Here is a 419-nt window from a genome sequence, read left to right as displayed (position 1 = left end):
GGACACTTAGAAAATGATGCCGATGTTGGTGAAGATAAAATAACAAAAAAAGCACGTTTAGAACAAATAGAACCTATGGAAGTAGTACAACGCTACACCGTAGATTTTCACAACGTACTAAGTACCTTAAACTTTTTACCACCAAGTATTGAACCTACTGCAACAGGCCATATTATTGAGCAAATTGAGTTAATTTCAAAAATAATTGAAAACGGTTTTGCCTATGTGGTAAATGGCTCGGTATATTTTGATGTTCATAAATTTGACGAATCTAACGAATACGGCAAACTAAGTAAACGTAAGTTAGAAGATTTAATTCATAACACCCGCGAACTTGACGGGCAAACAGATAAAAAGAATCCGCAAGATTTTGCACTTTGGAAAAAAGCCGAACCACAACATATTATGCGCTGGCCTTC

1 pseudogene is annotated in these 419 nt (G+C 35.8%); it reads left to right on the top strand.

Features of this window, described 5'->3' with window-relative positions:
* Positions 1–419 (top strand): annotated as a pseudogene (locus FUA24_RS00150) (cysteine--tRNA ligase); the annotation flags it as partial.

The organism is Seonamhaeicola marinus (genome assembly GCF_008085455.1).
Note: the sequence above shows the minus strand (reverse complement) of the source record. Positions and strands in the feature narration are given on the sequence as shown.